Annotated in this window: 15 protein-coding genes and 2 pseudogenes; 9 read left to right on the top strand and 8 right to left on the bottom strand. The window is 58.3% G+C overall.

All coding sequences use genetic code 11. The features are described from left to right. The first annotated feature begins 122 nt into the window (after positions 1–122). From AC07O1_RS12455 to AC07O1_RS12465, 3 genes are read left to right on the top strand one after another with little or no spacing between them, the layout of a single operon-like run. Positions 123–782: a paraquat-inducible protein A gene (locus AC07O1_RS12455; RefSeq protein ID WP_495088973.1), complete on the top strand. Its 660-nt coding sequence runs from the start codon at positions 123–125 to the stop codon at positions 780–782. Next, positions 769–1,392 (top strand): paraquat-inducible protein A, encoded by a 624-nt coding sequence (locus AC07O1_RS12460; RefSeq protein ID WP_495088974.1) that lies wholly within the window; start codon positions 769–771, stop codon positions 1,390–1,392. The genes AC07O1_RS12455 and AC07O1_RS12460 overlap by 14 nt, the downstream gene beginning before the upstream one ends. Beyond that, positions 1,385–3,688: a PqiB family protein gene (locus AC07O1_RS12465; RefSeq protein WP_495088975.1), complete on the top strand. Its 2,304-nt coding sequence runs from the start codon at positions 1,385–1,387 to the stop codon at positions 3,686–3,688. The genes AC07O1_RS12460 and AC07O1_RS12465 overlap by 8 nt, the downstream gene beginning before the upstream one ends. Positions 3,689–3,771: 83 nt before the next feature. Here AC07O1_RS12465 and mksF read toward each other — a convergent pair whose 3' ends face one another. The 3 genes from mksF to mksB are packed head-to-tail and all read right to left on the bottom strand — an operon-like array spanning position 3,772 to position 8,577. Further along, a complete protein-coding gene (gene mksF, locus AC07O1_RS12470; protein ID WP_495088976.1) occupies positions 3,772–6,612 on the bottom strand; it encodes an Mks condensin complex protein MksF in 2,841 nt (946 codons plus the stop codon). Then, positions 6,609–7,310 carry an Mks condensin complex protein MksE gene (mksE, locus tag AC07O1_RS12475; protein WP_494991745.1) on the bottom strand — a complete coding sequence of 234 codons (702 nt, stop codon included), beginning with the start codon at positions 7,308–7,310 and terminating at the stop codon, positions 6,609–6,611. The genes mksF and mksE overlap by 4 nt, the downstream gene beginning before the upstream one ends. Beyond that, the gene (mksB, locus tag AC07O1_RS12480; protein WP_494991746.1) at positions 7,300–8,577 is read right to left on the bottom strand and encodes an Mks condensin complex protein MksB; all 1,278 of its coding nucleotides are present in this window, start codon (positions 8,575–8,577) and stop codon (positions 7,300–7,302) included. The genes mksE and mksB overlap by 11 nt, the downstream gene beginning before the upstream one ends. Positions 8,578–8,755: 178 nt before the next feature. Here mksB and AC07O1_RS12485 point away from each other — a divergent pair, with 178 nt between their 5' ends. Then, a complete protein-coding gene (locus tag AC07O1_RS12485) occupies positions 8,756–9,526 on the top strand; it encodes an energy transducer TonB (protein ID WP_495088977.1) in 771 nt (256 codons plus the stop codon). Continuing rightward, the gene (gene rimI, locus AC07O1_RS12490; protein ID WP_494991748.1) at positions 9,519–9,971 is read left to right on the top strand and encodes a ribosomal protein S18-alanine N-acetyltransferase; all 453 of its coding nucleotides are present in this window, start codon (positions 9,519–9,521) and stop codon (positions 9,969–9,971) included. Before AC07O1_RS12485 ends, rimI begins: the two co-directional genes overlap by 8 nt. Positions 9,972–10,112: 141 nt before the next feature. Here the strand turns inward: rimI and AC07O1_RS12495 are convergent, their stop codons facing one another. Continuing rightward, positions 10,113–10,517 carry a serine kinase/phosphatase gene (locus AC07O1_RS12495; RefSeq protein WP_495011221.1) on the bottom strand — a complete coding sequence of 135 codons (405 nt, stop codon included), beginning with the start codon at positions 10,515–10,517 and terminating at the stop codon, positions 10,113–10,115. A gap of 150 nt (positions 10,518–10,667) precedes the next feature. Between AC07O1_RS12495 and can the strand changes: the two genes are divergently transcribed. Then, complete coding sequence (can, locus tag AC07O1_RS12500; RefSeq protein ID WP_494991750.1) at positions 10,668–11,312, top strand: carbonate dehydratase; 645 nt, start codon at positions 10,668–10,670, stop codon at positions 11,310–11,312. Between the two features lie 77 nt (positions 11,313–11,389). On the opposite strand, the gene AC07O1_RS12505 is transcribed toward can, so the two are convergent. The 3 genes from AC07O1_RS12505 to AC07O1_RS12515 form a co-directional block, all read right to left on the bottom strand. Continuing rightward, on the bottom strand, positions 11,390–12,562 hold the full coding sequence (locus tag AC07O1_RS12505) for a hypothetical protein (protein ID WP_495024438.1): 1,173 nt from the start codon (positions 12,560–12,562) through the stop codon (positions 11,390–11,392). Between the two features lie 156 nt (positions 12,563–12,718). Next, entirely contained in the window at positions 12,719–14,419 is a 1,701-nt protein-coding gene (locus AC07O1_RS12510) for an acid phosphatase (protein ID WP_495088978.1), read from the bottom strand. Between the two features lie 223 nt (positions 14,420–14,642). Further along, positions 14,643–16,061: a short-chain fatty acid transporter gene (locus AC07O1_RS12515; protein ID WP_495088979.1), complete on the bottom strand. Its 1,419-nt coding sequence runs from the start codon at positions 16,059–16,061 to the stop codon at positions 14,643–14,645. Between the two features lie 369 nt (positions 16,062–16,430). Between AC07O1_RS12515 and AC07O1_RS12520 the strand changes: the two genes are divergently transcribed. The 3 genes and pseudogenes from AC07O1_RS12520 to AC07O1_RS12530 form a co-directional block, all read left to right on the top strand. Next, positions 16,431–17,744, top strand: a complete 1,314-nt coding sequence (locus AC07O1_RS12520) for an MFS transporter (protein ID WP_495088980.1) — start codon at positions 16,431–16,433, stop codon at positions 17,742–17,744. Positions 17,745–18,000: 256 nt separating this feature from the next. After that, positions 18,001–18,639, top strand: a pseudogene (locus tag AC07O1_RS12525) (PAS domain-containing protein); the annotation flags it as partial. A gap of 156 nt (positions 18,640–18,795) precedes the next feature. Further along, a pseudogene (locus AC07O1_RS12530) lies at positions 18,796–19,227 on the top strand (methyl-accepting chemotaxis protein); the annotation flags it as partial. 136 nt (positions 19,228–19,363) lie between these two features. On the opposite strand, the gene AC07O1_RS12535 reads toward AC07O1_RS12530, so the two are convergent. Continuing rightward, a complete protein-coding gene (locus AC07O1_RS12535) occupies positions 19,364–19,885 on the bottom strand; it encodes a GNAT family N-acetyltransferase (protein ID WP_495088981.1) in 522 nt (173 codons plus the stop codon). Positions 19,886–19,988 lie beyond the last annotated feature (103 nt).

A 19,988-nucleotide genomic window follows, 5' to 3' on the forward strand; every position in this document is an offset into this window, starting at 1 on the left:
GCGATTTGTCGGCGCGGGCGTGCTCGCGATGGCGATTTCGAAGACGCCATGGCGCGCACTCGAGTGTCGACCGGCTGGCTCCTACAGAATAGACTCAATCTTTTTCCGAGCCAGAGCCTTTTATGCCTGATCCGGTTGACGCCTCCAGGGTGTCAGATTTGCCGCTGGACGACTTGGTAGCGTGCCATGAGTGTGATTTGCTGATGCGTAAACCACGGCTCGCTCATGGCGAGAAAGCCCAATGTCCGCGCTGTGGTTATGAGTTGTACGCCCATCGACACAATGTGGTGGATCGTAGTCTGGCATTGGTTATCGCCGCACTGCTGTTATATGTCCCTGCGAACTTTTTACCCATCATGCGGCTCAATCTCTTGGGGCAGTCGTCAGAAGATACTGTTTGGACTGGCGTTGTCGGTTTGTTCAATACCGGCATGCAAGGTGTGGCCGTCGTGGTGTTTCTTTGCAGTATGGGGATTCCGCTGCTCAAGCTGATCTGTCAGTTAGTCGTGCTGCTGAGTATTCGCTGGAATATTGGGCGCAGCTACGGCCTGTTGCTCTATCGCATTTATCACCATTTGCGCGATTGGGGGATGCTTGAGGTCTACCTGATGGGCGTATTGGTGGCCATCGTGAAGTTGGCAGACATGGCCGCGATCGCTGTCAGCCTTGGCTTGGCGTGTTTTATCAGTTTGCTATTGGTTCAGGTCTGGCTGGAGGTGGTGATGTCGCCTCATCAAATCTGGCAAGCATTGTCAGGAGAGGATGCTCATGCGGGCGATTGATGCAGGCATTCTGATTTGTGCCGAATGCCATGAGTTGAACAGGCAGGAAGCGGACCGCGATGAGCAGGTCTGCACTCGCTGCGGTGCGCTGGTTCATGCGCGCCGCCCGAATAGTTTGATGCGCACCTGGGCATTGCTGATTACTGCTGCGATTCTCTATGTACCGGCGAACGTATTGCCGATTATGACGGTCAGCTCTTTAGGCCAAGGTGATCCCAGCACCATTATGTCGGGCGTGATTCAGCTGGTTCAGCATGGGATGTTCCCGATCGCCGCCGTAGTATTTATCGCCAGCATCCTGGTTCCCACCTTCAAGTTGGTGGGAATCAGTTTGCTGTTGTTCTCAGTGCAGCGCCACCAGCCGCTTTCGGCCCGCCAGCGCATCGTCATGTATCGGTTTATCGAGTTCATTGGCCGCTGGTCGATGTTGGATATCTTCGTGATCGCCATTCTGGTGGCGGTGGTGAATTTTGGTCGGCTTGCCAGCATCGAGGCTAATCTCGGCGCTATAGCCTTTTCCAGTGTGGTGATTTTGACGATGCTTGCAGCAGTAACTTTTGATCCCCGACTGATTTGGGATAACACGGAATCGGACGGCGACCATGACTGATTTGCCTGAAGCTAAAACCCGACCGGCTTCCAATTGGTCGGCCATTTGGGTTCTACCGCTGATAGCCTTGGTGATCGGCGGTTGGCTGGGCTGGCGTGCTTACAATGAGACCGGAATAGAAGTTCAGGTCCACTTTGAAAGCGGCGAAGGCATTCAGGCAAAAAAGACTGAAGTGGTCTACAAAGGCATGCCGGTCGGTAAGGTCAAAGCCCTGGCCCTCGATGACGAAGGTGATACCAAAGGGGTGATTGCCACCGTCGAGATGAACAAGGATGTCGAGCAATACCTGAGGACCAGCACTCGCTTCTGGCTGGTCAAACCGAGCGTGACTCTGGCGGGGATTACCGGGCTCGAAACGCTGGTTTCGGGTAACTACATTGCGGTTAGTCCGGGTGAGGGCGAGCCGACCCGAAAGTTCAAGGCCCTGGCGAAAGAGCCGCCGTTATCGGATTCCAAGCCAGGCCTGCACCTGACCATCAAGGCTGAGCGCCTGGGTTCGCTGAATCGCGGTAGTCCGGTGTTCTACAAGCAGATTCAGGTCGGTCAGGTTAAAAGCTATCAGTTGTCTGGAGATCAGAATACCGTCGAGATTAAAGTTTTTATTGAGCCAACCTATGCCAGCCTGGTGCGCAAATACACGCGTTTCTGGAATGCCAGCGGGATCAGTATCGATGCCAACTTATCCGGGGTAAAAGTACGCAGTGAGTCTCTGGCCAGTATCGTGGCGGGTGGTATCGCGTTCGCCACTCCGGATAACCGCAAAGACAGCCCCCCCACTGATCCGAGCCTGCCGTTTCGCCTCTATGAAGACTTCGAGGCCGCTCAGGCCGGTATTCGGGTCAAGGTGAAACTCAGTGACTTCGAAGGTTTGCAGGCTGGTCGCACGCCGGTCATGTACAAAGGCATTCAGGTCGGTAGCTTAAAAGCCTTGAAGGTCGATTCTGATCTATCCAGTGCGAGCGCCGAACTGACCCTGGATCCGCTGGCCGAAGATTATCTGGTGAATGGCACCCAATTCTGGGTGGTCAAACCGTCGATTTCGCTGGCTGGTATCACCGGGCTGGAAGCGTTGGTCAAAGGTAACTACATCGCGATCCGGCCGGGTGACAAGGGCGGTGCACCGCAACGCGAGTTCGAGGCGCGTGCCAAGGCTCCGCCGCTGGATTTGCGCTCCCCTGGCCTGCATATGGTGTTGTTGACCGACAATCTGGGCTCGCTGGAGGTCGGTAGCCCGATTCTCTACAAGCAGGTCAAAGTCGGTTCTGTGCAGAGCTATCAGTTCTCGCGCACTCGTAAACAGTTGGTCATCGGTGTGCATATCGAGAAAGAATACGAAGGGCTGGTCAACGGCTCGACTCGATTCTGGAATGCCAGCGGGATCACGCTGTCGGGCGGTTTGACTGGCGGTATTCAGGTCAAGAGCGAATCGCTGCAAAGTCTGATGGCCGGTGGTATCGCCTTCGAAACCCCCGAGGCGAAAGTTCCTCTGAGCAAGCGTATTCCACGCTTTCGTCTGTACGCGAACCATGAAGAGGCGCTGCAGAAGGGCACGCTCGTGACGATCAAGGTCGATCGTGCCGACGGATTGCGAAGTGGCACGCCAATTCGCTTCAAGGGGCTGGATGTCGGCAAGGTTGAGGATGTCGACCTCAGCGATGACCTGCAATCGGTGTTGCTGACGGCGCGCATCACCGAGGTGCCGGAACGTATTGCCCGTATTGGGAGCCAGTTCTGGGTGGTCAAGCCGGAGCTTGGTCTGATCAAGACCTCCAATCTTGAAACGCTGGTCACCGGGCAATACCTGGAAGTTCAGCCGGCCGCGAAAAATCTTGGTCCACAAAAAAGCTTTGTAGCGTTGGCCCAGCCGCCGGAGTCGGCAGTGCCCGAGGCGGGTCTGAGTCTGGTACTGAGTGCCGCTCGCCGTGGTTCGCTGAAGATTGGTGTGCCGGTGACGTACCGAGAAGTGACCGTGGGTAAGGTTACCGGCTATGAGTTGGGCCAGACTGCGGACAGGGTTCTGATTCATATCCTGATCGAGCCGAAGTATGCGCCATTGGTGCGCAGCGGCAGCCGATTCTGGAACAGCAGCGGTTTCGGTGTGGACTTTGGCCTGTTCAAGGGGGCGACAGTGCGCACCGAGTCCCTGGAGACGTTGATCCAGGGCGGCATTGCCTTTGCCACACCGGATGACGAGCATATGGGCAACCCGGCCCGGCCTGAGCAGACCTTTCCGTTGTTCGACAGGTTTGAGGAAGAGTGGCTGGCGTGGGCGCCGAAGATTTCCCTTGGTAAATAACGTCCCCTGCAAAAAAAACGGGTAACAAAAAAGGCCGCGATCCAATGGATCGCGGCCTTTTTCGTCTCTGCGCCAGTGAGCGCTTAAACCTCGTCGAGCTCCGGCTCGGTCGATTCAACGTTAACCATTGCCTTCACCTCGTCATGCCGACGGATGTACTTCCAGTCCGCCTCATCGATGTAGATCCCGTTCGGCCCGCTACCGCCTTCCAGGTCGATGGCAACATGGGCGGAAACCTGCGGCTTCACACTGGCCAGAATCGGCACGAAGCCCAGCTGCAAGCTGGTTTCCAGCAACGCCGCCTGGTTTTTCTCGTCGATGTCTGCGGCCTCGTCGAGGTAGTACGGCAGACGCACACGCCCGGCCTGATCGCGGTCCATCAAGTGCAGCAACAAGTACATGTTGGTCAGCGCCTTGATGGTCATGGTTGTGCCGTTGGACGCCGCACCATCGATATCGGTGTGGATGACCGGCTGGCCGTTGACCTTGGTGATCTCGAACGCCAGTTCGAACAGGTCCTTGAGGCCCAGCTGGTTATGGTTCGCCGCTACCAGACGCGCCAGGTATTCCTTGGCCTCTTCGTTCTTGTTGTCCTGATCGGCGCTTTGGCTCAAGTCGAATACCGAGAGGGTTTCGCCTTCTTCATACTGACCGGCGCTGTGGATGATCTGGTCGATATGCTTGAGGGCTTCCTTGTTCGGCGCCAGGACAATGCGGAAGCTTTGCAGGTTGGACACCTGACGCTTGTTGATCTCGCGGTTGAACAAGGCCAACTGGTGTTCGAGGCTGTCGTAGTCGCTGCGGATGTTGCGCAGGGTCCGGGCGATATCGGTGACAGCCGCACGGCGGGCTTTGCCCAGGGTCAGTGCTTCGTCGGTACGGTGCGCGTACGCGTTGATCAGCAGTTGCAGGCGACGCTCCATATCGTCTTCACTGTCGAACTTGGCCACGCCCTTGAGGCGAACCTGAGCATACAGCGCTTCGATCTGTCCATCGCTGCGCAGCAGGCCTTGCCAGCTGTCCTGATAGTCATTGAGCAATGGCAGCAGGTTGTCCATGGAATCGTCGACCGGTTCCATGAACGGCGTGCCGAACGGCAGGTCGGCTGGTAACAGCTGACGGCGACGCAGGGCATCGTCGAGCGTGCGTTGCTTGGCTTCCATGTCACCGATCTGCCGACCGACGAGTTGAAGTTTGGCCGACAGTTGCTGGACACGTTCGGTGAAGGCATCGCTGGAGCGTTTCAATTCATCCTGAGCGGCTTCCATCTGTGCCAGTTGCTCAAGCTTGTCGTCTTCCTCGGCGCTCAGGGTTTGCGAGCGACGGAAGTCTTCCAGAGCTTTCTGTGCATCCAGCACTTGCTGATACAACGCTTCGGTCTGGGTCTTGCTGGCTGCACGGTCTGCCGCGACGGCCGCTTGAGTTTTCAGTTGCTTGAGTTCTTTTTCCAGACGCTCTTTCTGATCCCGTAGCGCGGCGCGGTCGGCCAGGGCTTGCAGCGCCGGCGGCTCGATGTGCGACAGATCTATGGACAGGCCCGGTACTTCGAAGCGCTCGCCCTTGAAGCCATCGAGAATCAGCTCCATGGATTTGACCCACTCGCCGTTCTCGTCCAGCGCAATGCCGTGCTCGCCCAGCGGCAAGCTGAACAGCGCGCTGTTGAACAGGCGCATCAGGCGCTCGACGTCCTGTTGCGAGAACTCTTCACGCAGACGGGCATAGCTGTTGTTGTCGGCGTGGTCGAGTTGCTGCTTGACCGACTTCAGGCGTTTTTCCAGATCGCGAAGACGTTCTTCCAGATCTTCGGCGCTGAACTGTCGGGACTGCGCGAGGGCGCCGGCCAGCTCATCGTGAGCATCCTTGGCAGCCAGCAATTGCTGTTCGAGGACTTTGACGTCGTCGATCAGGGCGAAACGATGCTTGAGCACCGACAATTCGCCGAGCCAGCGCTGGATGCCGCTGATTTCCCGCTCCAGGCGCATCAGTTCCTGGGTGCCACCGCGTTGGTCGTTTTGCAGGGCGTCCTGTTCATTGCAGTAATGCTCGGATTGAATCAGCAACTCTTCCTTGCGCGCGCTGGCGTAGTCCGACCAGGTTCCGAGCAATGAGTCGAGCAGCGGCGATAGCCGGTGCAACTTGCCGCGCAGGATGTTGCGCTGCGTGACCCCGGCGGCCAGGGCTTCGACCAGGGGACCTGCGGTGACCAGCGAATTGTAGTCTTGCTCCATCCGGCGAACGTCGCGGAAGGCTTCTTCGCAGGCAGCGATGTAGTCGACGCTGCCGGAACGCAGGCTGTGCTCGAAGGCATCGAGGAACAGTTGCTTGAGCTTGGCCGCGGTAATTTCACGCATGTGCAGCAGGTTGATGAACAGTGCGCGGAAGGTTTTCAGGCTCTGTTCGCTGGTGGAGCGCAACGGGATCAGTGTCAGGTCCAGCGGAATCGATGTGTGACCGCCTACCAGCAAACGACGCAGTTCCTCGGGCTTGAGCTCGTAGGCTTTAAGACCCTGGCGCTCAAGATTGGCGAACAACTCTTTCTGCCGCAGGCAGGTCTCGTCTTTCTGGTAGTGCGCCAGGTCCAGTTTTCCGGCGTAGGCAAAGAACTGGTGACCGAAGCCGCCGCCCGGACCACGGCCGACCACGCCGATGACGTGCGGACCGTGGGGCAGGGAGACTTCGACGAGGATGTAGCTGGTGTCCGAAGCAAAGTAGAAGCGCCGCGATTGCTCCAGGCTGTACTTGCCGAAGCTCATGTCGGACATGCGCGCCAGGATCGGGAACTGCAAGGCGTTGATCGAGGCAGATTTACCGAGGTTGTTCGCGCCGTACACCGACAATGGATGTTCCAGCGGGAACAGCCCGAGACTGTAACCGGCGGTGTTCAGCAGGGCAAAGCGGCGAATGCCGTAGCGTTCCTGGCTCATGCGTCGATCTCCTGTTCATCGGCAATGGCGCGAGCCAATGCGTCTTCCTCGCTCTCTATCTTGAATTCACTGAGGTCCAGCGGGTCATCGGTTTCCAGCAGTTTTTCGTCGCTGTCGTCATCGATCAGCACCGGTGCCGGCAACGGCAACACGCTATGCAGGCTCGCTGCCAGGTCACGGTCCTGCTGCACAGACAGGCAAACATCGAGGAAGCGGTGCATCGGTGGCAGGAACCGGTAGATGCCGTTTTCTTCGCTGGCAAAGCCGAGCTGGGTCATGCGGCGCATGATTTTTTCTTCCAGCTCTTCCTGAGTCTGCACTTCGGCCTGGATAAACAGGTCGCGGTACTTTTCCAGCAGCGATGGCAGTTCATCGCGGCCAAGGCTGCCGCCATCAAGGACCGCAACCGGATCGCGACCCTGATCAGCCAGATGCTCGACGATGATGAAGGTGAACAGCGCCAGACGTTGCGCGGTCTTGTTCACCGCGGCGGCGGCCAGCTCCGGAACGAAGTAGTAGAAACCACGGGTGTCGCAGACCAGCTCAAAGCCCAACGCCTTGAACAGCGTGCGGTATTGATCCTGGAAGTTCGACAGTTGCGCGTACAGCTCCGGGTCCCGGCGGCTGACGTGGTAGCCCTTGAACAGCTCGCGAAAGATCGGCGCCAGCTGGGACAGTTCGGAAAGATCAAGATGCATGGGGAGTGCTCGCAGAATTCTCAGGCGCGTCATCGCGGGCCGAGAGCAGGGCGAAGGAGCGCAGGCTGACCTGGTGCTCGTGTGTGTGGTAGTTGCGACGCTCGAGACGCTCGCGTTTGAAGCGTTTGTCCCGCGAGAGGCGCGAGAACCAGTACAGCAACTCGTCGGTGGCGCCGTCCGGTTCTTGCGCCAGCAACCAGGTCATGAGATCTGGCATTGGCAGGGCGTCTTCGCAGCGTTCAAGCATTTCGCGAACGGTGCGCGGCGCACGTGGGGCCTCGCCTTTTTGGGTGTTGTGGGCTTTGGGGAAACGCGCCGGTTTCGGCTCGAAACGAGCCAGGGCGTAAACATAGGCCTCGACCTGGCTGGCACTGCCCAGAAACGTACTTTGCGGCCGGGTGAACATGGGCATCGCCGCTTGCGGCACCGCATCGATACCTTTGCGACGAATGGCCGACAATGCGAGTGCTGCGCCACGGGTCACGGCATTGTGCCGGCGGGCTTCTTCGCGCAGCGGCAGCAGCAGTTCCCGGGCGTGACGCAGCGTCAATTGGGCGCTGGTCTGCATCTCGAGGATGCGCGCGTGGGTACGCAGCAGCATGTCGTCATCGACCAGGTGGCCGAGGCGCTGCTGTTCGCTGAGCATGCGCAGCAGCACGTTCTCGACTTTGCGCACGCCTTGCTCGAAAGCGCCGTCAGCGTTGACCAACTGGATCATCGGCTCAACGTATTCGTCCCAGGTCGCCAGAACTTCGGCGTAGCGCTGACGCAGCGGGATCTGCCGGTCGCTGGTCTTGGCTCGCTCGGCTACAGCCACCAGGGCCTGTTCGTCGTTGGCGAGTTTCTTCAGGACATCCCGTACCCGCATGTCGAGCAAGCGCAACTGGCGCGCCAGGTCACTGCCGTCGCGAATGTCGAAGGCATCCTGGATATAACCGGCCAACCGCTCCAGATGTCGCAGATAGGCTTCGATTTCCAGGCACAGGCCAAGACGGTGTTCACGTCGCAGGTAGGCGAGGAAGTCGTGGATCTGCGCATTCAGCTCGAAACGGTTCGGGCTTTTCGCCACAGGAACCAGAATATCCAGGCGGATCCACACGTCCAGCAGGCTGGTGATGTCCTGTGGCGTGCTGTCCAGTTGCTGAGCGGCCAGTTGTGAACGCAGTTCGTTGAGGCTCAAAGTGCCTTGGTCGAAGTGCTCGCACAGTGGCTCCAGGAGTGCCCAGTGTTCGGCGAGGGCGCGCAAGACGCGCTTGGGTTCGATCATGGGAAAGGCCGGCTGGTTGGCGATTAAAAGCGGCGATTGTACTGCATCAGACGGGTTGCGATTCACACCAGGGCGTTTGATGAGACGGGCTGCCGGTTTTCTATTGATCAACTGCGGGCGATCTTGGGCGAAGGGCGGTAGAATCCCCACTCTTTAGTTATCCACAAGTGGCCGACCTTTGCTTATCGAGTCCCGTCGCCGCGCTTATCTGACCGCCATGCAGGTGGTCAATTGGCTGCCGCGCACCGAATTGCCGTTTGCTGCACCATCGCGACCAGAGTTGTTGGTGATGCCTGAGCCGCTGGTCGAGCCGGTTGCGCATGCTCCAGTCGCCAAAACGGCTGCCGAGCCTGTGGTCAGGCCTGCCGAGCGGGCGAAGATCGAAGTGCCGCGTCCGACGAGCGTGAGCAAGCCGGCGGTCCAGGCCCAAGAGGCTCCAGCCCCGGTGGCCAAGGCGCCGCAAGTGCCCCCGCCGCGTTTTGCCTTGCAACTGCTGCGGGCCGGTGCTTGCCTGCTGCTGGTAGAGTTACCCACAGGCGAAGCCTTCCAGACCCGCGATCCTGCCTATTTATTGCTTAAAGACCTGCTGCGCGCCGCCGGTCTGCCGGACAGCCCGCAAATCGTTGGCGAGCCAGTGCGCTGGCCATTGCTGGTGCGCGGCACGATGGATCAAGGCCCTGAAGCGGCCCGCGACTTCGTGCAGGGTTTTGTTTCGGCACGTCTTGAGGACGCGCCCTGCGTCTGTCTATGGCTGATCGGCCTGCCAGCAATACGTTTTGCTGGTGAAGCGAATGCGCAATCCTACAATCTGGAACTGCAGGTCGAAGGTCTGGGCTCGGTCTGGGCGCTACCTGGCCTGGAACTATTAATGGAAGAGCCACAGCGTAAGGCTGATGTCTGGCAAGCCATGCGTCGGCTGATGGCGCGCTGGAAACGTAACGATGAGTGATGCTGTAACTTTCCGCCCGATGACCGAGGCGGATCTCGATGCTGTACTGAAAATTGAATACGCGGCGTTCAGCCATCCCTGGACCCGCGGCATTTTTCTGGATGGCCTGGGCAAGTATCAAATCTGGCTGATGTTCGAAGGCGAGCAACAGGTGGGGCACGGTGTCGTTCAGATAATCCTTGATGAAGCGCATCTGCTGAACATCACGGTCAAGCCGGAGAACCAGGGCCGCGGCCTCGGTTTGCGCCTGCTGGAACACTTGATGTCTCGCGCCTATGAAGTAAAGGCACGGGAATGTTTCCTGGAAGTGCGTGACAGCAACCGAGCGGCCTTTCGGTTGTATGAGCGCTATGGTTTCAACGAAATCGGCCGCCGCCGCGATTACTACCCGGCAGTGGGCGGGCGCGAAGACGCGGTGGTTATGGCTTGCACGTTGGTCGACTAGATAAGAAGCTCCCATAGGAGCTGCCGCAGACTGCGATCTTTAGCGGGCTGCGCCGCGCTGCAGATTCAGGACCGACGTCATAACGTCAAAGACCTGCGGCAGCTCCTGTGGGTTTGGCGCTTTTCCAGTGATACGGATGCGCTACCGATTACCATCCACGGGGTCAGTTTCCGCCATTTCGGCTTCATCCAGGCCATTGCCGCCACCGATTTCGTCTTCATCGACGATGCTCAGGTCCCAGTCGGCCGGTTCATCGTCACCGGCTTCATGGGCGTCGCGCGCTCCGTCTTCAAGTATCATGGTTTCCTGGCTGAGGTCGTCGTCGGTTGACTCATGGTCAGGTGTCGTGGCGCCAGTCATGCCAGCTTCGTGGCCACGTTTGGGCGGTTGTTCTTGATAGCGTTCGCTCTCGGGCGTCAGCTCAGAGATGCGGCCACTGGTTTCTTCATCATCGAAGTGCAGCTCCTCCATCGTGCCCATGCGATCGTCGTTGTCATCAATGGGCTCGGGTTGCGGAGCGCCGTAGGGACGTCGTGATTCGGTCATGGCAATTCCTCATAATGTGGGGCCTATAGGATGGACAGGCCCTACCCTTTAAGATTCCACGGTATTCCCCGCTTGGCTAGTTGCATTCTGAGCGTGACCTCGACCGGCGGTCGTCTGTCAAAACAGCGCATCATTCTTGAGGCTTCAAAGATGAACGAACTACAAGATCTGATTGATAACAACGAGCGCTGGGCCGATGCGATCAAGCAGGAAGATCCTGACTTTTTCGCCAAACTGGCTCGCCAGCAAACCCCTGAATATCTATGGATCGGCTGTTCAGATGCTCGCGTACCGGCCAACGAGATCGTTGGCATGCTGCCTGGTGACCTGTTCGTCCACCGCAACGTGGCCAACGTGGTGCTGCACACTGATCTCAACTGCCTGTCGGTCATCCAGTACGCGGTGGATGTGCTCAAGGTCAAACATATCCTCGTCACCGGTCACTATGGCTGCGGCGGTGTGCGCGCCTCGATGCAGGATCGTCAGTTGGGTCTGATCGACGGCTGGCTGCGTTCGATTCGCGATCTTTATTACGAACACCGTGAGCCGCTGGCCCTGTTGGCTACGGAAGAAGAGCGGGTTGATCGTCTCTGCGAGCTGAACGTGATTCAGCAAGTGGCCAACGTCGGTCATACCAGCATTGTGCAAAACGCCTGGCATCGCGGACAGAGCCTGTCGGTCCACGGTTGCATCTATGGCATCAAGGACGGCCGCTGGAAAAGCCTGAACGCGACTATCAGTGGCTTTGAACAACTACCGCCGCAATATCGATTGCGCCCGGTCGGGGCGATTTAACGTTCGCTGCTCAAAAGAGTCTGTGCCAGTGCTCTATCCTGCGTCAGCAACGTCTGACGCAGGATAGGCGGCTGGTTTTACAGGTGCGAGGTGGCCACCGAAGGCGCCGGTGCGGGGGCTTTCAGCTGGTCCAGCTGAGATTTGATTGGGGTTGTAGAGCATTTGGCCTGAGCTTGTTCGGGTGTCAGATTGCGGATTGAGGTGTAGAACAACTCACAGGTTTTTTCTTTCTGGGTGACTTGCCAGGTTTGCGTACAGCTTTTCAACTGCGCATCCGGATTACTTCCTGGTTTGCTGCCCATCCCGGCCTGCCAGCACGCGGCACTCAAATCCTGCCCCATGACTTTCAAGCCGGCGGCATCTGCCTTGGCTTCATCGCCGTTATAAGTCGCAGGGTCTGCCGCATACCAGATGTAGCTTGGGTGATTGGAGCCTAGAACCGGCACCTTCACGCCTTCGGTCGGGCTGATCTCTGCCAGGCCCAGCACACTTACGGTCGCACCATATTGCTGCTTGATCCAGTTACGCACCGGTGCGCCGAAGGCAACCATTGGCAAGGCTGCGCCACTGGCGTTCAGGCTGACTTCCTTGACCATGGTGGTCTGGTAGTCCTTGAAGTAGTCGTAGACGCCTTCCAGGTCCTTGCCTGCGGTGGAGGGCGCTGCAATCGGCGCGATGTCGATGATGGTCTGGTAGCCCGGCGTCTGTTCGGCGGGAATGTCGTTGGCCGTCAACAACGTGGCCCAGCGATCGGTGGTCTTGGATTCCAGATAGTCCTGCGCCTGGGTCAGCGAGTAGTCCGGCGGGAAGTGCAGCAACTCGACACTCTTGCGGTTCTCCAGCGCCATTCCCAGCGGCAGGAACAGATACCAACTATAAGCCCACTTGCCGTCGGCATTCAGTTTGCTCGCGCCGTTGTAGGCCAAATCTCCGGCATTGAGCAGCGCCGCAAGAGGTTTCTCATAACCGGCAGGCACACCGCTGATCGCCGCATAAAGCTGATCGTTGTCGGTTTTGACGCTGACTTTCGCCGCGCTGTAGCCATCGCGTTGCACGCTTTGGGTCAGGTAGTGCTCGACGGTCTGCTCAAGCGTCCAGTTACGGAAACAAATCACATCGCAGTTGTTGGGGTAGGCGAACAGTCGGGTGACACGCTCGGTGCTGCCCAGCTTCAGGTCGGCGTTGGCATGTACGGTTGCACTCAAGGTGAGGGCGGTGAGGGTCAGGGCGAGTCCAGCGACTTTCAACATGCTTGGCTCCTTGTCAGCAAAGACCCCGTTTGTACGGGGCGGACGTCCATACTGGAGCAGTAACGGGTGACAAAGAAGTAGGTGGGAGAATCTTTTTTCAAGATGCTGGCGACCGCTCACAAAACGGGTCTGGAGCGGTCAAATGCCAGGTTTCAATCAAACCGCAAAGTGCAACGCATTGCTCATATCGCCCATTGGCTTCTGCCCGCGGGCTACCATCGCCTCATCTCGCTGCTTGAGCCCGTCGAGTTTCTCCAGCTGAAATACCCGAGTAATCAACCGCAGAATCGAAGCGGTGTCATAGACCGTATGATCCACCGTGCCTTTGCGGGCGAACGGCGAGACCACCAGCGCTGGCACCCGCGTTCCAGGGCCCCAACGATCACCTTGTGGAGGCGCAACGTGATCCCACCAACCGCCGTTTTCGTCGACTGTGACCACGACCACCATGTTTTTCCATTGCGGACTTTCGCGCAGCACCTTCAGGGCGCGGACAATGTGCCGGTCGCCGGATGCGACATCGGCGTAACCGGCGTGCATGTTCAGATTGCCCTGAGGTTTATAGAAACTCACGGCCGGCAGTTTTCCTGCCTCGGCATCGGCGAAGAATTTGTTGGTGCCTGATTCATCGCCCAGGCCAGCGTCCCGCAAGCGCTTGCTGCGCTCTCCGGGATTCTCCGGACCCTGTCGTTTGAAATAGTTGAACGGCTGATGGTGGTACTGAAAGTTCGGAATCTTCGGAATACCGCCCGAGTCCTTGTACGCATCCAGAGTCGCTTGCCAGGCACCGGCGTACCAGGCCCAGTCGATGTTGTTCTTTGAGAGTTTGTCGCCGATGTGCTCGTGAGTCTGCGGGACCAGGACATTGGGCAAGTCGGGTTTGGAGTATTCAGGGCGTTCGGGATCGCGGATCCATGTCGGCCAATACGGCGGAGCCAGGGTATTGACCGCGTAGCCGTCGGGCGTCAGAGCGCTGGGGCCGAACTGCGGCGGGCCGGTCATGGCGCTGGCCGGTGATTTCTCCAATGGCTTGAGGCGAGTGTCCAGCGGGTCATCGCTCTGCAAGGAGGCGATCTGCGCTTTGGCCACCGAGTTTGCGGCGTCCGGATAAAACGGCACGGTGGCGCTGATCAGATACTGATGGTTGAGAAATGAACCGCCGAAAGCGCCCTGGAAAAAGTTGTCGCAGAGCACAAACTCTTTGGCCACATCCCACAAACGCAATGAATACCGGCTTTGGGCGTAATGCCCCATGGTCAAGCCACCGGAGTCAGCCCAGGCGACGAAACGGTCGTTCTTGCCACCGTTGATCTGCATCTGATTTTGATAGAACACATGCCACAGGTCGCGGGTGACCAGTCCGAATGGCAAATCCTCACCGTTCGGGCCTTTGAGGGCGAACGGGGCATTGGGCAGGTGTTCCTGAAATTGGGTTTCGTTTGGGTAAGTCACACCATCGAGGGTTTGCGGGCCGATTTGCAGCACTCCGCCCCAGGCCGGTGGCAAAGTTTCCAGCAGACTGCCGTCACGGTCGTGTTGCTGATAATCGGCAGGTTTGAGTGATGACAGTGGCTTTTCCACACCGGGAAAGTCGCCGAACAAATTGTTGAAACTGCGGTTCTCGGCAAAGATCACTACCACGGTTTTCACCTGATCGTGCAGTGCCTTGTCCAACTCGGCAGGCGACAGCGGACGCTCGGCAGGTTTACCTCCCTCATCGCCATTGCTGCCGCAGGCGCTCAGCGTCGCGCCGACACCTAAAACCGCAACGCCGCCAAGGAAGCGACGGCGGCTGGTGTCGGTGGGGTTGTCCACTTCAAGAGATTGCGCGCCGTTGCCTTCTTTTTCGTCAGTCATTCGGTTTTGCTCGCTGGTTCGTTAAATAGTTACAAAGTTTTTCGGTCGAAAGGTAGCAATGAAACATGACCGAAAGGCTACACGGGGGCTCTAGGTCAGGGGGGCAGTCTGGATGAAACAGCGGAACTTTTGGTTTCGCAGATGTTTCATCAGCTTTCAGGTTGATTACAGATACGCCTTCGCGGGCAAGCCCGCGAAAGGTCGCGAAGCGGTCTCGATTGACCTACGGCATCACCGGTGGCACATGCGTCAGCGTCGTCCCAAGTGCCCACAGCAGAAACAGCACCAGAGGTGCGTGTACCAGCAACTGCACAAACGAAAAGCCGATCAAGTCTCGTGCCTTCATCCCGAGCACGCCCAGCAGTGGCAGCATGTAGAACGGGTTGATCAGGTTTGGCAACGCTTCGGCAGCGTTATAGATCTGCACGGCCCAGCCCAGGTGGTACTTCAGGTCGTTGGCGACTTGCATGACATAGGGCGCTTCGATGATCCATTTACCGCCGCCTGAGGGGATGAAGAAGCCCAGCACCGCCGAATACACGCCCATCAGCAGGGCGTAGGTATCGTGGGAGGCGATCTGTACGAAGAAGGTCGAGATATGGTGCGCCAGGGCTTGGCCGTCAGAGCCTTTGACCACGGTCATCAGCGCGGCGATGGAGCCGTAAAGCGGAAACTGGATCAGCACGCCGGTGGTGGTGGGTACCGCACGGGCCACTGCATCGAGGAAGCTGCGCGGACGCCAGTGCAGGAGTGCGCCGAGCATCAGAAACAGGAAGTTGTAGGTGTTCAGACCGGAGATCGCACTGATTGCAGGTTTGGTCGAAAACTCATGGAACAGCCAGCCTAGCGCTAACAGCACCAGCAAAATCGTCAGCACCGGACTGTATTCCAGCCATTCGCCAGGGCGTGTGCGTGGTTGCGGTTCAGGGATGCTGAAACCCGGGTCGACACCGCAAGCCTTGGCGTCCCGTGCGGTAGCCGGGCCGGGCGCGGTGGCGTAGGCGATGGTCAGCGAGACCACGATCAACGCCAGCAGCAACACGCCGGACTGCCAGAGAAAAATGGTTTGGGTGAACGGAATCACACCTGTGATCGACAGAATCGACGGCGGCAGGCTGGCGGGGTTGGCTTGCAACTGCGCGGCGGATGAAGAAAGCCCCAGTGCCCAGACTGCGCCCAGCCCCAGATAGGCTGCGGCACCCGCGGCGCGGTAGTCCATGTGTAAATTGGTGCGACGGGCCAGTGCGCGAACCAGCAATCCGCCAAACACCAGCGACAGGCCCCAATTCAACAGCGATGCGACCATGGAAATCAGCGCCACCCAGGCCACGGCGGAACGGCCGTTCTTCGGGATGTTCGCCAGACGATCGATCAGCTTCACCGCTGGCGGCGAACTGGCAACCACGTAGCCGCCGATGACCACAAAGGCCATTTGCATAGTGAACGGAATCAGGCTCCAGAATCCCTCGCCGAAGGCCATGGCGGCCTCGGTCGGTTTGGCGCCGATGGTCATGGTCGCCACAGAGACAATGATGACTGCCAGCGCAGCAAACACCCAGGAGTCAGGAAACCAGCGCTCGGCAAAGCTTGAGCAATGCAGGGCAAAGCGGGCATAGCGGCTATCTTCGATATCAGCGGCCATGAAAATACCTCAAGGATTTTTATGTTTATTGTGGTGTCCGCAGAGCAGCAGTGGCTCTTTTGGTCGTGAGCGAACAGTAGATCAATCCGACTTTTGTTGCCGAAGCTATTTGGGTTTTTTGCAACGACCTTTGTCTGATTGACGTGCTTTATGTGGGGGGATCCCGGCTTTGACATTCATGCGAGCCTGCCTATGGCGACTTTCCTGATTGTGCTGCGGGTTGGAAAGTGCCCGATTATTGGTTTCGCCCGGTTGAATTCAATGCACAGAAAATCGCTAAAAACTAACCCGGTGACCTGGTCGGGTTGTTCCTGAGGGCTTTTGCGTAGACCATTGGCGCCGTGGTTTTGCCTATTCAGGGTTTGTTTTATGACTGCCATTACCGATTTACGACCGGCGCCGTTCTCCCGGTCTGACTACAAAACCCTAGGGCTGGCGGCCCTCGGTGGCGCGCTGGAAATTTACGATTTCATCATTTTCGTATTTTTCGCGCTGACCCTCAGCCAGCTGTTTTTCCCACCGCAAATGCCAGAATGGCTGCGCTTGCTGCAAAGCTTCGGGATCTTCGTCACCGGATATCTGGCGAGGCCACTGGGTGGGATTCTGATGGCGCATTTCGCCGATCAGCTGGGGCGCAAGCGGGTTTTCAGCCTGAGCATTTTACTGATGGCACTGCCGTGTCTGCTGATCGGGATCATGCCGACCTACGCCCAGATCGGCTATTTCGCACCGTTGCTGTTGCTGGCGCTGAGGGTGCTGCAAGGCGCGGCGGTGGGCGGTGAGGTGCCGAGCGCCTGGGTGTTTGTCGCCGAGCATGCACCGGTCGGCCATCGCGGCTATGCCTTGGGTTTTCTGCAGGCCGGGCTGACTTTCGGTTATCTCATCGGAGCGCTGACCGCGACGTTTCTGGCGCAGGCCTACTCCCCGACAGAAATCCTCGATTACGCCTGGCGCTATCCATTTCTGCTGGGCGGGGTGTTTGGCGTGGTGGGCGTTTGGTTGCGTCGCTGGTTGAGCGAGACACCCGTGTTCATGGCTATGCAGGCCCGCCGCGAAGCCGACGCCGAACTGCCGCTGCGTACCGTGCTGCGTAACCATCGTCAGGCCATGCTGCCGGCGATGATCCTGACCTGCGTCTTGACCTCGGCGGTGGTGGTGTTTGTGGTGATCACCCCGACCATGATGCAAAAAACCTTCGGCATGACTGCCAGCCATACCTTTGCCCTGAGCAGCCTGGGCATCGTTTTCCTGAACATCGGCTGTGTTCTGGCCGGGCTGATCGTCGACCGCATCGGTGCCTGGCGCACGGTGATGCTCTACAGCCTGCTGCTGCCGCTGGGCATTGGCGTGCTTTATACCTGTCTGATCGCCGGTGGCAGCTGGATCGGCGTCGCCTACGCTATCGCCGGCCTGAGTTGCGGGGTGGTCGGCGCGGTGCCGTCGGTGATGGTCAGCCTGTTTCCGGCGCGGATCCGCGTCTCCGGGATCTCCTTCACCTACAACATCGCCTATGCGCTGTGGGCAAGTATCACTCCGCTGTTGTTGATCGGTTTGATGCCCTGGAGCCCATGGGTGTGCGTGATTTATTGCGCAGTGATGGGCGCGCTCGGAATGGCTAGCGCGGCGTATTTCGGTTCGCGTGTGCAGCGGGTTAATTGTGGCGCGGTGGTTTCTGGCATTTAGAAACGTCATTCACGGGCAAGCCCGCTTCCACACGGGCTTCGCAGCCGACGCGGCAAACTGCCACTATTTTTGCAGGGCAACCTCGAGCCGCTCTTCAGAAAAGTTTTGCGTGGCCGATGGCTTGGCTGAATGCCGCTCTTAACCCTGCCCATCGGTACATTTTCCCATGTTTAACAAACGCTTGAAGCAGGAGCTGTCGGCTCTTCGCGAAGAACTCTCCAGCCTTGTACAAGTGAAAGAAAGCCTGGAGAGCGAGATGCTCGTCATCAACCTTGACCCCGATGGACGGGTTCAATCAGCCAATCAGAATTTCATTACCGAGATGCTCTATAAGAGCAGTGATTTGCTCGGGCGGCACATCGAAGACATCGTCCCGGCCCATGTGAAAACGGATGAATTTCACCATCGTTTCAAGGCCGCGCTGACCCGCGGTGAGCACTTTGCCGGGGCGGTTCGCTTGCTCAGAGGCAACGGCGAGGAAGCCTGGCTGCGCTCGATCGTGCAGCCTGTCAGAGGCTCGGACGGGCGGATAAAGAATTTTTCGATTTACGCCAGCGACCTGACCCGCACCATTGAAGCTTCCCGTGAGCACGAAAACCTGATCGGTGCGTTGGTGCGTTCAACGGCGGTGATTGAGTTCGATATGAGCGGTAACGTGCTGACGGCCAACGACCGGTTTCTCAACGGGATGGGTTACAGCCTGGCGCAGATCCAAGGTAAACATCACCGTACGTTCTGCGCGCCGGAGGAATACAACAGCGAGGCATATCAGGGGTTCTGGAAACGCTTGAATGCTGGCGAGTTTGTTGCCGACCGCTTCAAACGCATCGACAGCCATGGTCGAGTGGTCTGGCTGGAGGCCTCCTATAACCCGGTGACCGATGCTAATGACAAACTCTACAAAGTCGTCAAATTTGCCACGGTGATAACTGATCAGGTAAATCAGGAACAAGCCGTCGCCGAAGCTGCGAATATCGCCTACAGCACTTCGTTGCAGACCGACAGCAGCGCCCAGCGCGGCACCACGGTGGTCACTCAGGCCGTGAATGTGATGCGCGATCTGGCCAGGCATATGCAACAGGCCGGCGAAGGTATCGAAGCGCTGAATGAGCAATCACTGGTGATTGGCACCATCGTCAAAACCATCAGCGGCATCGCCGAGCAGACCAACTTGCTGGCGCTCAACGCCGCGATCGAGGCGGCCCGTGCTGGCGAGCAAGGTCGAGGTTTCGCTGTGGTCGCGGACGAGGTTCGACAGCTGGCCTCGCGTACCAGCAAAGCCACCGACGAAATCGTCGGGGTGGTGCGCCAGAACCAGGACATGGCTCGTGACGCCGTGGCCTTGATGAGCGATGGCAAACTCCAGGCCGAACAAGGCCTGGCGCTGGCCGCCGAAGCGGGCACGGTGATTGTCGAGATTCAGGACGGTGCGCAGAAAGTGGTCAGTGCGGTGGGGCAGTTTGCGAATCAACTGTCCGCGTAAATGCTTTACGCGGAACTGTGAAGAGTGGGCTATCCCTGTAGCAGCAGGCTCCGCCAGCTGCTACGGACCGCGTAACGACCGGCAATCTCATGCCATGTGCCAGACGAAACCCGGATTTTTGCTTTCCTGGAAGCACTTAGTCTTTCTGGTGAATTTCATAGTGCAGCAGGTCAAACCATTCGCCGTGCAGCAGAAAACTCTTGCGCGAGTGGCCAAACTGCTCGAAGCCACTGACCTCAAGGACTCGGATCGATCCGGCGTTTTGCGGTCGGGCCGTTGCCTCGACCCGCATCAGCGACAGCTCACTAAAGGCGATTTCCAATCCCAGACGAACCGCTTCTTTAGCGAGACCGCGTCCGGTGTATTTGGAGCCAATCCGGTATCCCAGCGCCGCTGAGTGAAAATGCGGCCGCTTGATTTGGGTCAGATTGAGTCGTCCCACGAGAATGTCATTCTCGCGAACAAGAAATTGGTACGCGAGGTCTTGAGCGGCGTCCTGAGCTGCTGTTTCGATTGCTCTCGCCACACCTTCCCGAGAGTAATAGTCCGCAGGTCGGGCATTGATCCAGCTCTCGAAAAACGCCCGGTTGCCGAGTTCGAACCCGAGCAATTCATCTGCGTCGTTTTCGTGGGGGGCTGCGATATTCAGTATTGGCATGACGTCAGCGCCTCAATCCATTGTGCGAAGGGCTTTCATCTCACGATCGGCAATCGGATTCAAGCCCGTAATCCACGCCTGCCGTATACCGTTACAATCGGCT

The sequence above is a fragment of the Pseudomonas sp. GW821-FHT07G10 genome (assembly GCF_059418545.1).

Bases quoted from the DNA above. Each gene is read 5' to 3' on its own strand.
- AC07O1_RS12455 (WP_495088973.1), top strand. From the start codon at position 123: ATGCCTGATCCGGTTGACGCCTCCAGGGTGTCAGATTTGCCGCTGGAC.
- AC07O1_RS12460 (WP_495088974.1), top strand. From the start codon at position 769: ATGCGGGCGATTGATGCAGGCATTCTGATTTGTGCCGAATGCCATGAG.
- AC07O1_RS12465 (WP_495088975.1), top strand. From the start codon at position 1,385: ATGACTGATTTGCCTGAAGCTAAAACCCGACCGGCTTCCAATTGGTCG.
- mksF (WP_495088976.1), bottom strand. From the start codon at position 6,612: ATGAGCCAGGAACGCTACGGCATTCGCCGCTTTGCCCTGCTGAACACC.
- mksE (WP_494991745.1), bottom strand. From the start codon at position 7,310: ATGCATCTTGATCTTTCCGAACTGTCCCAGCTGGCGCCGATCTTTCGC.
- mksB (WP_494991746.1), bottom strand. From the start codon at position 8,577: ATGATCGAACCCAAGCGCGTCTTGCGCGCCCTCGCCGAACACTGGGCA.
- rimI (WP_494991748.1), top strand. From the start codon at position 9,519: ATGAGTGATGCTGTAACTTTCCGCCCGATGACCGAGGCGGATCTCGAT.
- AC07O1_RS12495 (WP_495011221.1), bottom strand. From the start codon at position 10,517: ATGACCGAATCACGACGTCCCTACGGCGCTCCGCAACCCGAGCCCATT.
- can (WP_494991750.1), top strand. From the start codon at position 10,668: ATGAACGAACTACAAGATCTGATTGATAACAACGAGCGCTGGGCCGAT.
- AC07O1_RS12505 (WP_495024438.1), bottom strand. From the start codon at position 12,562: ATGTTGAAAGTCGCTGGACTCGCCCTGACCCTCACCGCCCTCACCTTG.
- AC07O1_RS12510 (WP_495088978.1), bottom strand. From the start codon at position 14,419: ATGACTGACGAAAAAGAAGGCAACGGCGCGCAATCTCTTGAAGTGGAC.
- AC07O1_RS12515 (WP_495088979.1), bottom strand. From the start codon at position 16,061: ATGGCCGCTGATATCGAAGATAGCCGCTATGCCCGCTTTGCCCTGCAT.
- AC07O1_RS12520 (WP_495088980.1), top strand. From the start codon at position 16,431: ATGACTGCCATTACCGATTTACGACCGGCGCCGTTCTCCCGGTCTGAC.
- AC07O1_RS12535 (WP_495088981.1), bottom strand. From the start codon at position 19,885: ATGCCAATACTGAATATCGCAGCCCCCCACGAAAACGACGCAGATGAA.